17 protein-coding genes are annotated in these 14,515 nt (G+C 44.5%); 15 read left to right on the forward strand and 2 right to left on the reverse strand.

The window, feature by feature from the left end; genetic code table 11:
• The first annotated feature begins 22 nt into the window (after positions 1 to 22).
• The 11 genes from ACR3I3_RS04610 to ACR3I3_RS04660 all read left to right on the forward strand — a co-directional run bounded on the left by ACR3I3_RS04610 (position 23) and on the right by ACR3I3_RS04660 (position 8,768).
• Positions 23 to 424, forward strand: coding sequence for a hypothetical protein (locus ACR3I3_RS04610; protein ID WP_440953391.1), 402 nt, complete (start codon positions 23 to 25; stop codon positions 422 to 424).
• Positions 425 to 435: 11 nt separating this feature from the next.
• Positions 436 to 1,911 (forward strand): methanogenesis multiheme c-type cytochrome, encoded by a 1,476-nt coding sequence (gene mmcA / locus ACR3I3_RS04615; RefSeq protein ID WP_440953392.1) that lies wholly within the window; start codon positions 436 to 438, stop codon positions 1,909 to 1,911.
• Positions 1,912 to 1,924: 13 nt separating this feature from the next.
• The gene (gene rnfC / locus ACR3I3_RS04620) at positions 1,925 to 3,283 is read left to right on the forward strand and encodes an Rnf electron transport complex subunit RnfC (protein WP_440953393.1); all 1,359 of its coding nucleotides are present in this window, start codon (positions 1,925 to 1,927) and stop codon (positions 3,281 to 3,283) included.
• 1 nt (position 3,284) lies between these two features.
• On the forward strand, positions 3,285 to 4,214 hold the full coding sequence (gene rnfD, locus ACR3I3_RS04625) for an Rnf electron transport complex subunit RnfD (RefSeq protein ID WP_440953394.1): 930 nt from the start codon (positions 3,285 to 3,287) through the stop codon (positions 4,212 to 4,214).
• On the forward strand, positions 4,207 to 4,779 hold the full coding sequence (gene rnfG, locus ACR3I3_RS04630; RefSeq protein ID WP_440953395.1) for an Rnf electron transport complex subunit RnfG: 573 nt from the start codon (positions 4,207 to 4,209) through the stop codon (positions 4,777 to 4,779). The genes rnfD and rnfG overlap by 8 nt, the downstream gene beginning before the upstream one ends.
• A gap of 11 nt (positions 4,780 to 4,790) precedes the next feature.
• Positions 4,791 to 5,402 (forward strand): Rnf electron transport complex subunit RnfE, encoded by a 612-nt coding sequence (gene rnfE, locus ACR3I3_RS04635; protein ID WP_440953396.1) that lies wholly within the window; start codon positions 4,791 to 4,793, stop codon positions 5,400 to 5,402.
• Between the two features lies 1 nt (position 5,403).
• Positions 5,404 to 5,994 (forward strand): Rnf electron transport complex subunit RnfA, encoded by a 591-nt coding sequence (gene rnfA, locus ACR3I3_RS04640; protein WP_440953397.1) that lies wholly within the window; start codon positions 5,404 to 5,406, stop codon positions 5,992 to 5,994.
• Positions 5,991 to 6,788: an Rnf electron transport complex subunit RnfB gene (rnfB, locus tag ACR3I3_RS04645; RefSeq protein ID WP_440953398.1), complete on the forward strand. Its 798-nt coding sequence runs from the start codon at positions 5,991 to 5,993 to the stop codon at positions 6,786 to 6,788. The genes rnfA and rnfB overlap by 4 nt, the downstream gene beginning before the upstream one ends.
• A 12-nt stretch (positions 6,789 to 6,800) precedes the next feature.
• Positions 6,801 to 7,133, forward strand: a complete 333-nt coding sequence (locus ACR3I3_RS04650; protein WP_440953399.1) for a DUF4870 domain-containing protein — start codon at positions 6,801 to 6,803, stop codon at positions 7,131 to 7,133.
• 167 nt (positions 7,134 to 7,300) lie between these two features.
• Complete coding sequence (locus ACR3I3_RS04655) at positions 7,301 to 8,257, forward strand: replication factor C small subunit (RefSeq protein ID WP_440953746.1); 957 nt, start codon at positions 7,301 to 7,303, stop codon at positions 8,255 to 8,257.
• A 4-nt stretch (positions 8,258 to 8,261) separates the two neighbouring features.
• Complete coding sequence (locus tag ACR3I3_RS04660; RefSeq protein WP_440953400.1) at positions 8,262 to 8,768, forward strand: COG2426 family protein; 507 nt, start codon at positions 8,262 to 8,264, stop codon at positions 8,766 to 8,768.
• Between the two features lie 15 nt (positions 8,769 to 8,783).
• Here ACR3I3_RS04660 and ACR3I3_RS04665 read toward each other — a convergent pair whose 3' ends face one another.
• Complete coding sequence (locus ACR3I3_RS04665) at positions 8,784 to 9,005, reverse strand: histone family protein (RefSeq protein ID WP_440953401.1); 222 nt, start codon at positions 9,003 to 9,005, stop codon at positions 8,784 to 8,786.
• Between the two features lie 218 nt (positions 9,006 to 9,223).
• Here ACR3I3_RS04665 and ACR3I3_RS04670 point away from each other — a divergent pair, with 218 nt between their 5' ends.
• Together ACR3I3_RS04670 and ACR3I3_RS04675 are read left to right on the forward strand one after the other, a co-directional pair.
• The gene (locus ACR3I3_RS04670) at positions 9,224 to 10,528 is read left to right on the forward strand and encodes a Single-stranded DNA binding protein (protein WP_440953402.1); all 1,305 of its coding nucleotides are present in this window, start codon (positions 9,224 to 9,226) and stop codon (positions 10,526 to 10,528) included.
• On the forward strand, positions 10,525 to 11,391 hold the full coding sequence (locus tag ACR3I3_RS04675) for an RPA family protein (protein WP_440953403.1): 867 nt from the start codon (positions 10,525 to 10,527) through the stop codon (positions 11,389 to 11,391). The genes ACR3I3_RS04670 and ACR3I3_RS04675 overlap by 4 nt, the downstream gene beginning before the upstream one ends.
• Positions 11,392 to 11,440: 49 nt before the next feature.
• On the opposite strand, the gene ACR3I3_RS04680 is transcribed toward ACR3I3_RS04675, so the two are convergent.
• The gene (locus ACR3I3_RS04680) at positions 11,441 to 11,755 is read right to left on the reverse strand and encodes a DUF6951 family protein (RefSeq protein WP_440953404.1); all 315 of its coding nucleotides are present in this window, start codon (positions 11,753 to 11,755) and stop codon (positions 11,441 to 11,443) included.
• Positions 11,756 to 12,086: 331 nt separating this feature from the next.
• Between ACR3I3_RS04680 and ACR3I3_RS04685 the strand changes: the two genes are divergently transcribed.
• Positions 12,087 to 12,680, forward strand: a complete 594-nt coding sequence (locus ACR3I3_RS04685; RefSeq protein ID WP_440953405.1) for a hypothetical protein — start codon at positions 12,087 to 12,089, stop codon at positions 12,678 to 12,680.
• A gap of 191 nt (positions 12,681 to 12,871) precedes the next feature.
• A complete protein-coding gene (locus ACR3I3_RS04690; RefSeq protein ID WP_440953406.1) occupies positions 12,872 to 14,494 on the forward strand; it encodes a methylamine methyltransferase corrinoid protein reductive activase in 1,623 nt (540 codons plus the stop codon).
• Positions 14,495 to 14,515 lie beyond the last annotated feature (21 nt).

Here is a 14,515-nt window from a genome sequence, read left to right on the forward strand (position 1 = left end):
ATTCATGATAGGATGTGTAAGAATGAGTGATTCTAGTGCAGGAGTTGCACCGGGAGGAAGTACAGGGAAGGACAAGTACCTCGCGGTTGCAATTCATCAGATCATAGAGGAGTATGGTTGGAAGGGCATCGAAAAACAATTTGGTGCCGATCATCACATGATCTATGTAAAGTCCGGTTCTCCGCTGGACAAGATCGAAGTGAAAGCACACCAGGTCGGAAAACGCCTGGATGTTAATTTTTTGGGCATAACGCCAAAGAAAGGCCTTCTGGATAAGGTCTTTGATTTTAATGTAAGGGAAATTCCCAAGAGCTTCGACCTTCACAAGTATGTTTCTGATGATATGGCTGTTCTGGAAGAACAGCATCTTACTACAATTATTGGCGTTGTCCTCAGGGAATTGGAGGACGTAGTAAAGGATTGAGAGGGGATCAGATGGCAAGATTAGAGGTTATATTACTGGCAGCTGCCATTTTCATTTTCGCATTTGCAGGGGTTTTCGCTAGCCTGGGTTACAGTGGCAATGAAGCGATCGCCAATCACTACATGACTGAAGGTGAATGGTCGGATTCAAGCTGTGGAGGCTGTCATTTCACAGTAAGTGATCATGTGGAGACTAATACCCATATCCAGAGGGATATCGATGAATGGGACCCACTGACAAACTTTGATATTGAGACAGAAGGAGAAGAAGAATGGGTCAAACTCTATGGTGCTTATCATCCAGGTGGCGGAGCGCTTGAAGAGTATGGTGTAGATGTGGATTGTATGATCTGCCACGAGCAATATGGCATGTATGATTTTGAAGCACGTGCTATGAAGTTCAGCGAAGGGGATTTCGAGAACGCAAATGAAGCAGCAATGATCGATGCGAATGCTGCAGTGCAGAAAGATAATGTAAGAAAGTTCACCTATTTCTCAAACGCTGTTACTCCGCTTCCACTGTTATTATTGTTCCACGACACCGTCAACGGTGCTCCTGTAAAGGAATCATGTTCTGACAACTGCCACGTTGCAAATGTACCTACAACTGCTGTAATGTGGTCTGCACCGGACTATGAGGATTATGATGTACATGCTGAGGTGGAATGTGCTGAATGTCATGAGATCTCACAGTCAAGTCTTTTCGTAAAATCAGACGTTGAAGAGGTCCACGAACTTGAAGCTGAGACCCGCAGTTGCGATGATGCAGACTGCCATGCAGGGATCTCACATGGCCCTATCGTTGATGCTCACCTTGAGGTGGTAGAATGTGAAACATGTCACATTCCAGCACTTCCGGCAGGAGAACTTCCGGGTGGAACGACACTTGAGTCCTTTGACTGGTCAAATGGCGAACGCATTGACTCTTACAAGATGGATACGATCAAGCCAGTGGTTGCATGGTCCAATGGTGTCGGTGAGGACGAACTGAGGATCGCTGATGGAAAGGACGATGCAGATGTGAAACTTGCACCTTTCAATATTGTGACCGGTATCTGGTGGGATGCAGGCGTGAACCCTGAGGTAGCAGGATCACCAGACACAAGCAAGGAAGCCGGCGATGTAATACCAGTAGCACATGTGAAAGCTGCTGATGCAGATCTGGATGGTACTGTCACCGTGGAAGAAATGAGAAGCTATGACGGAAATGCTGATGGTGAAGCCGATTATCCGAACGCTGTACTGAGGACAGTTGATCTTTACTACAGGCTGAGCCACAACATTGCAGGTTCAGATGTAGGAATGGCAGCTCCATTGGAGTGTGCTGATTGCCACGGTTCAACTGCAACAGCGATCGACTGGGAGCTCATCGGTTATGATTCCGATCCTGCTGAGACCGATCCTCCAACAGATTTCACAATTAAGACGATCGATGTGACCATACCGGGAGCAAAGCCTCTTGAAATTGAAAGGGAGCCTGCGTTCTAAGGAGTTGGTGTTTGTGACAAATGTCAATATAATGAAAGATATTCCTGAAAAGGTCATAATTCCTTTAAAGCAGCACGATGGCATGGCCTGTGAGCCGCTTGTAAAGAAAGGGGATATGGTCTGTGAAGGACAGAAGATAGGCGAATGCGGAGCATACAATTCCGCATCTGTCCATTCAAGTGTGTCCGGGGAAGTTATTTCCATCGAGGAAGTTCCCCATCCCAACGGCAACAAGGTTAACAGTGTTATAATACAGACGTCTGAAGGGTCCGAATGTGCTGATCTCAAGCCGGAGGTAGTTTCTTCCTCTGATCTTGCAGATCTCATAAAGGAAGCCGGGATCGTTGAGCACTATGGATGCCCTACACACATGGTCCTCAGGCCAGAAGGTAAAAAGATCGATCTGGTACTGATAAATGCCACTTCTTCTGAATGGATCGGCGGTCACTATGATACACCTTCACAGTATTCATTACAGATGCTTGATGCATTGAAATTGCTGATGAAAGCTGCAGGTGCTTCAAAGGGTGCCATTGTTCTCAGGAACGATGACCTTGAGTCTATAAGTGCTTTTGATGGGCTGAACTATGACGGCAAGTCTATCACTGTCGCTCCGCTTATCGGAAAAAGGAAGGTCAGCTATTACTTAAAGGACATGGCATCTGACATCGTGGTTGTATCGCAGGACCACATCTATGGAAAGAAGATCCTTGACCTTTTCACCTATAACGTTACAGGAAGGAAGGTCTCTTTTGGTTGTGTTCCTACTGATGTGGGTGTTGCAATATGCGGCGTAAAATCTGCAAAAGCACTTTACGATGCAGTGAATTCAGGTAAGCCATATATCGAGACTGTGGTCTCGGTTTCCGGAAAGGTAAAGAATCCCCAGAAGATCCTCGTGAAGATCGGTACACCTTTCAAGGATGTAATTGAAGCATGCGGTGGCTACATTGGTGAACCCGGAAAGCTCATTGCAAATGGTTCGATCACAGGTGTTGCACAGTATACCGACGAGGTGCCTGTGAGCAAGACAACGACTTCCATATTCGTCCAGTCTGCCGGTGAGGTTGTAAGGGGTGAATCTATTTACTGTACTCACTGTGCAAGATGTGTTGATGTGTGTCCTGTGAATCTTGTACCAAGCAGGATAGCAGCACTTTCCGATCAGGGACGTTTTGACGAATGTCGCCAGATGCATATAATGAATTGCGTGGAATGTGGCAGATGTGCAGCCGTTTGCCCTTCGAAAATACATGTTCTTCAACTGATAAAATATGCAAAGGTCTCTATTGAAAAGGCATACGAGGACTTTGCTCCAAAAGACTCATCCACTAATCTTAAATTAGGATGCGGCTGCGGTGGAGGTGAATAAAATGACATTTACGATTTCAGCTCCTCCTCACAGGAAGGAGAATATTACTTTCAAGAAGATGACATGGGCAAAGGTAATTGCTCTTATGCCTGTGTTCCTGCTATCTGTATATCTATTTGGAATTCCTGCAATAGGTTTGGTCATTGCGAGCATCCTTGCAGCAGTAGTGACTGAGGTAGCAATACAGAAAGCATTCAATCAGAAGATCACGATCGATGATGGGAACGCTATTCTCATTGGTTTGATGGTTGCGATGGTTATCCCGCCTGAAGCACCTATCTGGATCCCTATGATAGGTTCTGTCTTTGCGATCGGAATAGGTAAGCATGCATTTGGTGGAATTGGTTCCTATGTGTTCAACCCGGTGCTTGCAGCATGGGTGTTCCTGAGCCTTGCATGGTGGTCAATAATGAGTCCGTATTCCTATCCTCAGACAACAGCTTTGTCTGATCTGATACTGGAAACCGGTGCAGGTCACATTGCAGGTGTATCACCTCTGGCATTGTTAATTCCGGGATGTATACTTGTATTACTTCGCTATGTGGAATGGAGAATTCCGGTATCATTCTTTGTGACGACGATCCTTCTTGCATTGCTCGTTGGTGACAGTCTTTCATACGTGGTTCTTGGTGTTGTCCTGTTCGGTATGTTGTTCCTGGCAACAGATACGTCCACTTCACCTGTAACAAAGAACGGTCGTGTTATCTATGGTATCGTCTGTGGTGTGCTTGTAGTAGTTTATGGTCACTTTGCAAACTATGTTGATGCGATCTTCTATGGTCTCTTCCTTGCAAACTGTGTTTCAGCACTTATTGATAACAACACACTCCCCGGATCTTACGGTACAGAGACTTTCCTGCAGCGTAAGTACAAGCGTATCATTTCAAAGCTTCCTTTCAAGGACCGACTGGAGGTGCTCTTAAATGAGTGAATCAAATAAGGATGTAGTAGTTGTCATAGGTAAACTGGTGCTGATATCAGTCATTGCTTCAGCACTTCTGGCTGTAACATTTGTACCTACAAGTGAACAATTGAAGAAGAACTATGAAGAGGCAAGAACTGCAACACTTGCTGAATTAATGCCTCAGGCAACTGAATTTGAGGCTGTGTATGGTGATCAGATCATCAATGATGAAGGCGACAGGGAGATCCTTTACTACCGTGCAAAGGACAGTTCCGGAAGCATCGTAGGATATGCTTTCTTCAGAAAGCAACCAGGTGCACAGGGCCTGTTGGAAATTGCAGGCGGTGTTGATGCTTCATTCAATGAGATTACCGGGATGAGTGTTATGTCCCACTCCGAAACTCCTGGTTTGGGTTCCAAGATCACTGAACCTGCTTTCAGGGATCAGTTCAATGGTGTAACATTAGCAGACCTGAGTTTGTCAAAATCCGGTGGTGCAATTGATTCTATTACCGGTGCAACGATATCATCTCAGGCAGTTGTAGATGCCCTGAATGCCCAGGTCGAAGTCATAAAGGGAGCAGAGGCTTAAAAGGTGATATTATGAGTGTTTTAAGTGAATTTATTCGTGGAATTACAAAAGACAACCCTATATTTGGTCTGGTATTGGGTCTTTGTCCAACACTGGCAGTTACCACGTCTATTGAGAATGCTATTGGTATGTCAGCCGGAACAGCCTTTGTTCTTATCTGTTCCAACCTGATGGTATCGGGCCTGAGGAAGCATATCCCTGCTTCAGTAAGGTTGCCAATATTTATTTTGATCATTGCAACGTTCGTTTCGATCGTCGAGATGGTCATGAAGGCTTACTTCCCGCCGATGTATGCGGCTCTTGGTGTCTTCATCCCGCTTATTGTGGTTAACTGTATCATCATCGGACGTGCAGAGGCATATGCAAATAAGAACAACATGTTCTATTCGGTGATTGATGCATTGGGTATATCAACAGGTTTCCTACTTGTTCTGATGCTCATTGGTGGTATCAGGGAACTTCTGGGAACAGGTCAGATCGTAGTATTTGGTCTGGAAGTTATCAGTGTTCCGATCAACCCGATCACTTACATGATCCTTTCACCGGGAGCTTTCCTTACAATAGGTGTATTGATGGCAATAGTTAATTACAGAAGAGCAAAGAAGTTAGCAAGAGGTGGCTAAAATGGCAGCTGACGCAAGTCTTTTCCAGATATTCATGGATGGTGTGTTCATTAAGAACTTCCTGGTCATCCAGTTCCTTGGATTATGCTCATTCGTGGGTGTTACCAAGGATACAAAGAGTGCTGCAGGAATGTCCGGTGCTGTTATTTTCGTAATGGCAATGGCAGCAACCGTGTCGTATCTCATCTACTCTTTCGTATTGGTACCTTTAAAACTTGAGTTCCTTAACCTGATCAGTTTCATTGTGGTGATCGCAGCTCTTGTGCAGCTCGTAGAGTTCGTTGTAAGGAAGAACATTCCTTCACTTTACCGTTCACTTGGTATCTATCTCCCGCTTATCACAACCAATTGTGCGGTTCTTGGTGTGGTGTTGCTCAATGTCCTGAATGAATATTCCTTCATACAGAGTGTCGTATTCGGTGTTTCAGCAGGTCTTGGTTACACCATAGTAATGCTGATGATGTCCGGTATCAGGGAGCGCAGTACTCTTGTCAACGTCCCTTCTGCGGTACGTGGACTTCCACATGCGTTCTTCATCGCAACAATGCTTTCAATGGCATTTGTTAACTACTTCGGAGTGATCCCAATATGAGCCTGACAACTTTACTTATCCAGTCAATGGCAACACTAGGTGGACTTGGTCTTGTGATCGGTATCATGCTGATCGCGGCTTCAAGATTGTTCAAGGTGGAGACCAACCCTCTCGTTGAGGAGGTCGTCGAGGTCCTTCCTGGTGCTAACTGTGGTGCCTGCGGATTTGCAGGATGTGCGGACTTTGCAGAACGTGTCGTGAATGAGAACGCTCCTCTTGATGGATGTCCTGTAGGTGGTTTTGAGACTGCAAAAGAGATCGGTGGCATTCTCGGTCAGGATGTTTCAGAGGCTGAGAAAGAGTTTCCGTACCTCAGGTGTAACGGAGGCATCAACTGTGTCGACAGGTTCGATTATGTAGGTATCGAGGATTGTACTGCTGTGATAATGCTTTCTGATGGTGAGAAGGGATGCAATTACGGATGCATGGGTCGTGGTACCTGTGTACGTTCATGTCCGTTCGATGCCATTGCAATTGGTGAGGATCGCCTTCCTCATGTGAACAAGAATCTTTGTAAAAGCTGTGGTCTCTGTATCGAGGCATGCCCCAACGATGTTCTGATGTTCGCAAAGGACTCTGAGAAAGTACATGTAGAGTGTAACTCACATGACAAGGGTAAGGCTGTAAAGGAAGTCTGTGAGCTAGGATGTATCGGATGTAAGATCTGTGAGAAGAACTGTCCGGAAGAAGCTATAACGGTCACGAAGTTCCTTGCAGAGATCGATCAGGAAAAATGTACTGCATGCGGAATATGTGTTGAGAAATGTCCGCAGAAATGTATTGAAATGAGATAATGGAGTGATCACATGACATACAAGACTTCCATAGGACTTAATGAGAACATTGTAGGTATTCTGTGCTATCTGGGATTCTGGATCACAGGTGTCCTTTTCCTCTTTATTGAAAAGGAGAACAAGTTCGTCCGCTTCCATGCATTCCAGTCAGCAATGCTCTTCATGGTTCTAACAGCATTCGTCTTCCTGGTAGCATGGGTTCCTTATGTGGGCTGGTTACTTGCTGATTTCGGAGGTTTCTTCTCTCTCTTCGTATGGCTTTCTTTCATGTTCATTGCCTGGAGAGGTTCAAAGCTCAGGGTTCCGATCATCGGTAAGATCGCTTACAACCATGCATACAAGTGAGTCCGGTATATCCGGATTCATCCTTCTGGATCATGTGTTGCTTTCACATGATCTATATATTCTTTTTTGCTGTTTTTCTGTACCTCACGAAAGATTAAAAAGTAAAATCAACCTTATTCTTCCTGCATCGATATTGCAGTTCAGCAGTTATAGCTGGAGGGTTTATTATAAAAGAAGAGATATGGATCGAGAAATACAGGCCTTTTAAGCTTGAAGATATTGTGGGTCAAAAGGAGACTACAGAAAGGCTGATCTCTTATGTAAAGACCGGTAATCTTCCTCACTTATTGTTCTCTGGTCCTCCGGGAGTTGGAAAGACCGCTACTGCTGTGTCCATTGCACGTGAACTGTTCGGCGATGACTGGCGGGAGAACTTCACTGAGCTCAATGCTTCGGATGAGCGTGGAATTGATGTCGTGAGGACGAAAATTAAGAATTTCGCGAAGACATCTCCTATCGGTGGGGCTGATTTCAAGATCATCTTCCTTGATGAAGCAGATGCGTTGACCTCTGATGCACAGTCAGCACTGCGCCGTACAATGGAAAAATACACGGGTAACTGTCGTTTTATCCTGTCCTGTAATTATTCTTCCAAGATCATCGAACCTATCCAGTCAAGATGTGCTGTCTATCGGTTCCGCCATCTTACTGAGGAATCCGTGGCTGAGAGATGCAGGTACATTGCAGAAAAGGAAGGTCTCAAGATCGCCGAGGATGGCATGGAAGCATTGAAGTATGTTGCCCAGGGTGACATGCGAAAGGCAATAAATGCACTTCAGGCAGCCGCCCTTTTTGATAAGACCATTCACAGGGATGCCATCTACAGGATAACTGCGACGGCACACCCTGAAGAGATCATGGAATTGCTTACAACCGCGCTGTCCGGCAACTTTGTACTGGCACGCAGGAAACTTGATGTCCTTATGCTGGAAAAAGGTCTTTCCGGGGAGGATGTTGTAGGACAGATCTATCGTGCTATATTCGACATGGATATATCCGGCCAGCGCATGGTAGACCTTATGGATATGATCGGCGAAGTGGATTTCAGGCTTACTGAAGGTGCGAACGAAAGGATTCAGCTTGATGCTTTGCTGGCACATTTTGCCCTGACGAAGGAGCAATAAGTCAATGCCTTTTCAAGAGCAACTGCTGGATGCGCTTGCAAGCGTTCCTTCATGGCTGGCAACGGTAGTGCTCAGTGCATTGCCTGTGTCAGAACTTCGTGGTGCTATCCCGGTTGCTATCGGCATCTATGGTATTGATCCTTTAGATGCCTATTTCCTTGCGATCATCGGGAATCTTCTTCCGGTGATCCCTCTCCTGCTCTTTCTGGAGCCTGTGTCTGCTTACCTCAGGCAGTTCCGCATAGGAGAGGTTTTCTTCTCATGGCTTTTTACAAGGACTCGAAAAAAGCACTCTAAGAAGATGGAACGTTATGGTAATCTGGCACTGACCCTATTCGTAGCGATCCCTCTGCCTGTTACCGGTGCATGGACCGGATGTGCTGCTGCTTTTGTATTCGGTGTGAAGTTCAGGCCGGCCCTGACCGCTATCACAGCAGGTGTTCTTATCTCTGGCATTATCGTGACGATCGTGACCCTTGCAGGAATGGGTGCAATAGATCTTCTCATTTAAAAAAAGAAATTGACATTATTCACGGGATTTTGTGAGCATGTCAAAGGCGAGTTTTATGTCTTCATCCTTTACTGTTTTTCTTCCGGCATGATTTGCATAGATTATGGCCTCTTTTGCGATTTTCACTCCATAATCTTCAAGTATATCCAAAAGGGTGGATGCTGCAGATTCACTGACCCTTTCTGCATTGGCACTTCTAATTAAACGTTCTACGGAAGCTAATGGTAGTATGGACATTTTTTTTAAACCTCTTTTTAGTCTTATATTTCAGATCTATTGTATTTACAGCCTCTATTTAGTTAAAAATCGTATAAGTATGTTTGTATCTCTCGAATAAGGTATCATACTATTATTTTATTATTTTGAAAATCTCCAATGCTAAATGTGTGGGTGTATCTTATTTATGTGTGTATGGATTAACTTATGTAAACATCTCATACGCGAGGGAATACAGTATGGAAAAGAAATTCGCGCCTCATATTGAAGAGCTAACAAAGGCGCTGGGACATATAAGCAGATCGACCATTGAGGAAGAACTTGAGCTGTTGTTAAAGTATCGTGTACCTATAGATGAGGCCAAAAGGTCTGTTATTAAGAAATACCGCGACAGTTCTCCGGTTACAAAAAAAGTAAAAGATCTTGTTATCGGTGACAGGGGTATAGCTCTTGAGGTCCGTATTCTTGAGATCAATAAGAAGGATGTCAATCTTCGTGGGGATACTGCCACCATATTCTCAGGCATGCTCGGGGATGAGACCGGTTTATGTTCATTTACATCATGGAAGTCTATCTCTCTGAATTCAGGGGATGCTGTAAGGGTACTGAATGCATCCGTAAGGTCGTGGCATAACAGGGCAGAAGTCAATATTGGGGATCGCTCAGAGGTTGAACTTCTTCAGGATACTGATCTTCCTGATATCCGGGAGATTTCTGAAACTCCTGTAAAAAAACTGAACGACATCGGATATTCGGATATGTTCGTAAGTTCAGTGGCTGCTGTGATCGAACTCTATCACAGGGAGGTCAACGTAAAAGGAAAGGCTCTTACTATAATAGAGGGCGTATTGGCAGATGAGACCGGAAGGTTACCTTTTGTCTCATGGTCTCTTCTTGATGGTGTGGATATTGGCAGTATTCTGCGTTTTGAGGATGCTTCGGTCAGCATGTACAGGGGTGTACCTTCTATCCACCTGAATGAATCCACTCAGGTTCAAATTGTAGGTCCTGATGAAGAGCTCTCTTTCACTTTTGAATCGGTGAACGTGCCGCCTGAGCCTTTGTTTATCAGGGACGTTCTGGAAAATGAGGGCATGTTCGATGTATCGGTGAAAGGGAACATCGTCTCTGTAAGGCCTGGTTCGGGCCTGATCACCCGCTGTCCTGAATGTAATAGGGTTATCATGAAGAACACCTGTCGTTCTCATGGATCTGTGGATGGCATACAGGACATGCGTATAAAGCTGATCCTTGATGACGGTACGGGTTCTCTTCTTGTAATGCTGAATCGGGAACTTTCCGAGATCATCTATGGCAAAACTCTTCATGAGTGTGAACTGGTCATGGGTAAGGCGATGTCTCCAAACGCTGTCTATGATGATATGAAAAATATTCTTACGGGTCGTTATCTTGGTGTGCGCGGAAATACTTCGAGGGTGGAATATGGTGTCACATTCGTGGCAAAATCTGTATGGTTGCCTTCACACGATCCTGAAAGTCGGGTCCGGGCCCTTTTGGAGCGACTGGAAGGGGTTGATATATGATGGTGGAACGTGAAGTTGCATTCAGGATCTTTGCAAAGGAATTGAACGACTCTGATCTGACAATACATTCTACTATAGATGAGGCAATAAATTCCGAAGACCACACTCCGAATTATCTGCTGACACCTCTGGGGTCCATGGTCAATCGTGTTTTTATTGTAGGTGTCATTACTGAGGTGGACAATGTGGGAAATGGGTCTGATACATGGAAGGCCCGTATAGTTGATCCTTCGGGCGCTTTCACGATCTATGCAGGACAGTACCAGCCGCAAGCGGCGATCTTCCTCTCGTCTGTTGAGGTCCCGGCATTTGTTTCAGTTGTGGGGAAAGTGCGTGTGTATAAGCCTGATCCCGATACCTCTGTTATTTCACTGAGGCCGGAGGAGATCCACCTTGCCGATGAGGATCTGCGTAATGGGTGGGTTATCGATACTGCCGAACTAACACTTGACAGGATCGATGCATTTTCAGCGATTTTGTCTTCTTGTGAAGGTGTTCCTGATCTTTGTGGCTGCATTAAAAACAATGCATCATCTCCCGAAATATTTGAAGGTGTCTGCCTTGCGATTGATAATTATGGTGACGGACCTGAATATCTGGATGAGATGAGGTCTGTTGTCAAAAGATGCATTGTTTCCATTGATCTTGTGTCTTCTGATAATGAGGATCTCGATCAGGAAACTCTTGTGATGGATCTGCTGGTGGAGCTTGATGGGGGAAAAGGTGTTGAGTACGGGCACTTGCTTTCCGTTGCAGGTTCCAGAAATATTAATGAAAATATAGTTGATTCAGCGATCAGATCCCTGCTTGCAAAAGGATCTTGTTATGAGCCAAAGATAGGTATTATCCGACCCATCATCTAAGACCCTTCTTTATTTATTTTATTTTTATTTGTGAAAACCCAATTTCCGGTCATTCGAAATCAATGCTAAGGTTTCTTACACCCTTTGCAAGTGTTTCAGAGATGAGTCCCAGCTCGATGTTGCATGCGTGAAGAATTCCGCAGGGTACCAGGCATGTCGCGCAGCAGTTTCCTTCCTGGGCTTTAGCAATAACAGCGTTCTCTTTGATGCCGAAAAGCTCCATCATTGGTACTTCAAGCTCGGAAATGTTCTTTACTTTTGGACATTGGGTTTCTACTTTTATTTTTACGTTCTTTCCATCCTTTGTTCCGCTTATTTTGTGGGTGAATCCACAAATCCTTGAATTGACTGTGATCTCTGTCATGTTGTCCCTCTGTATTGATTTATGGTAAAATTGTATAACTGTGATATCATTTCATCATTTTGACCCTTGTTTATACTCTATGTGACCTTTATATATAAGGTTTTGTGATGTGCGCGCAAAACCGGGCATTATTGTTTGTTTTGGTTCTTTTTGCATTGAGGTTTTTCTCTTTTCACAATTTTAGTTTTATCATATCTTTCCTATTCCTGTCTATTGGGTACATTCGATATGCTTATATAAGCAAAGTTGAATAGTACTCTCGAATATTATACTCTTCAAATTGCCTCTGTGTTCATATTGATTTGAACCTACAAGCAGGTAAGTGATTCTCATGGAAAAAGACGAGATTATCAAAACGGTACGAGAGGGATTAGAAAGTATGGTCGGTGTTGGTAGAACACTGGTACTTAATGATGAGGACCGTAAGATCATAGCTCAACTCGAAGAAAAAGCAGACCAGATGACCTTGATGGGGCTTGGCAGGGGTGACAATAAGGGTGTAAAGACCGTTCTTCAGCGTGATGTAATTATACCTTTCCAGACCACAATGGAATATGAGTGGCCATGTGGTCCCAATGTTATCCTTATGCATGATGATAAGGTCGTTGGCGAGGATATTGATGATGCAGATAAGCTTAAGTCAATGGAACAGAACAACGACTGTCTCGTGATCGGGAACATTGTGATATATGACAAAAGTGTCCTTACATCACTTAATTGTAAGTCAGAACCTCTTGTTGTGGTAATGCCGCCCAAGTCATGTGATGATATCGAGTGCCTGCCTCATGTATGCAATGCAACCCTCGCATCACCTTCACCTCCAACTGATGAATATATCAAGGAAAGGATGGGTCTGGAGAATGAACATGGTACTGGCAGCTTCCTTCTTGGATTCGATCTTGAATGTGAATGCAATTGTGAGTAACTAAGTTACTCATCTACTTTTTTTATTTTTGTTCTTTAATTATGTAGCTCTCTCTTGTTGCCGAATGTTAACGCATGTTACGGGGTTTTGTACGGTTTATACAAAGCCCTTATATATCAGTAACTTGTTCTTTTTAGTGCATATGTCTATTTATTGCTAAAATGAATTGTTATAAATCAGAGGTAATCAAAATGTATGGTATTGCATTGGATCTGGGAACAAGTGGTTTTCGTGCTCAATTGATAGACCTGGAATCTAAGGAGGTCATAAAAACAGCTATTACAATGAGGCATCCTCTTCCCGGTGGAAACGTTATGGATCATCTGGACTTTGCTATTCAGGTAGGTCCTGAACTTGCGCATGAGATCATAATGGATACAGTTGGAAAGATCTTTGAGGTATTTGGTGTTGACACTACACTTATCCAGAGGCTTGCGGTGTGTGGAAACCCGATCCAGTTGTCCCTTTTCCAGAACATTGAGATAAGGGATCTTGCATATGCCGGTGAGAACAAACAGAGAAAACTTGGTGTTGAGAATGTTACTCGTGACGCAAGGGTATTTCCTGCAAACGAACTGTTTGAAGGCATAGCAGACCTGCCGAATTGTACTGTGATCGTACCTCCTGCTATTAAACACGAGATAGGTGCAGATGCACTGGCCATGATGATCAAGACCGACTTCATGGACAAGGATGTCCCTTCCATGGTAACTGATTATGGTACGAATGCAGAAATGGCCATCAAAGTTGGTGACAAGATCATAACCGGAAGTGCTGCAGCAGGTCCTGCAATAGAAGGTCAGGGTATAAGTTGTGGTATGCTTGCAAGCCCGGGTGCTATCTCTGATGTGAATCCAGAGGGTGATTACTGGAGGGTAACGGTTCTCGATGGTCTTATGAACGAACGCAAGGGTCACCTTATTGATCCGATATCAGGTGTTATCAAGGAACCATCTGAAGTCGTTGCAAAAGGTGTGACTGGTACTGGTGTTATTGCTGCACTTTCCCTTGCGATCGAGTCAGGTATCATTAAGAAGATCCCTGAACTGCCAAACGGTAAGCTCGTACTTGGTGATATGATCGAGATCACTGAGAAAGATATTGAAGAGGCAGGAAAGGCTATCGGTGCTATCAGGGCTGCGCAGCTGACTCTTATGCTTGCAGCAGGTGTCGATTATAAAGACCTTGATTTCATGTATATGGCCGGTGCTACCGGGGCATATGTGAATGCGGACAAGGCAAGAAAGCTTGGTTCATGTCCGAACTTTGCACATAATATTATACAATTTGGTAACACCTCAGTTGCTCTTGCAAGGGATCTGGTAATGGATGAGTCCAAGCTTGATGAGGTTATTGAGATCGCCAGGAGGATAAAGGCAGATCACCTTATGATGGCTACGAGTTCAGAATTCTCTAACATCTATGTATGTGAGCTTTCCTACTGGACACAGGGTATGCCTCTTGAGATGTACAACCAGATGCTTACCATGTACAAGCTTCCGCCTCTGCCGGAGACGTTCGAGAACCCGATTATAGAGAAAAAGGTTGCAAAGGACATTGATGAGGTGGGGAGAGAAGGTCTGAAGATCGTCAGTGATCTTGGTATCATCATTGAGGAAGAGGCTCCGGAGTGTATTCTGTGTCATAAGTGTGAAAAAGAATGTCCTGAAGATGCGATCACTATTATCGAGCGTGATGGTCAAAGGTTTGCAAACTACAACAGCGAAAGATGCCTTGGTACCAGTTGCAGACGTTGTGTTGCTATTTGTCCGGTAGATGCGATCCATTACAAGACCATTTCTATTAAGAAATAACTCTGTCATTCTCCGGTATGG

Source organism: Methanococcoides mangrovi, from assembly GCF_052057775.1.
Taxonomy (GTDB): domain Archaea; phylum Halobacteriota; class Methanosarcinia; order Methanosarcinales; family Methanosarcinaceae; genus Methanococcoides.